This window comes from Streptomyces coryli (assembly GCF_011044975.1).
Classification (GTDB): domain Bacteria; phylum Actinomycetota; class Actinomycetes; order Streptomycetales; family Streptomycetaceae; genus Streptomyces; species Streptomyces coryli.
Genome location: NZ_JAAKZV010000613.1, coordinates 1 through 520, shown reverse-complemented (window position 1 = coordinate 520; position 520 = coordinate 1). Strand labels below are relative to the sequence as shown.

At 82.1% G+C, this 520-nt stretch carries 1 pseudogene; it reads left to right on the top strand.

Annotation, left to right across the window (positions count from 1 at the left end):
* Window positions 1-520, top strand: a pseudogene (locus G5C51_RS42445) (CHAD domain-containing protein); the annotation flags it as partial.

The following is a 520-nucleotide window of genomic DNA, read 5'->3' as shown; positions in this document are numbered from 1 at the left end:
AGCCAGGACCGCCCCCCGCCCGCGGCCTCGGCGCCGCCCGCGCCGCCGCGCTGCTGCAGCGCCGCCTCGGCCTCGCCCGCAGCAAGGCGCACACCGCCGCGCTGCAGGCCATCGGCTCCGCCCGCTACCACGCGGTGGCCGACGCCGCCGCCGTACTCGCCTCGGAAACCCCGCTCTCGGCCGCCGCCGACGCCCCGGCGGAAGCGCTGCTGCCGCTCGCCGAGACCTCCCGCCGCCGCCTCGCCGAGGCCACCGCCGCGCTGCCGCTGGCGCGCGCCAGCCGCCCGTACAACGCCGAGGCCCTCGCCCGCGGCCTCTCCGCCACCGCGCCCGGCCTGCAGGACGGGACCGCCGCCGAAGCGGCGGTGAGCGAGTGGCAGGACGCCCCCTGGCGCCGGGTGCGGCAGCTGCTGCGCCAGGCGCGTTACGTCCAGGAGGTGCTGCACACCCGCCCGCCCGGCGCGGAGGCCGGCCCGGACGGCGTACGCTCCCCGGCGCAGAACGGCCCGCGCCCCCCGGC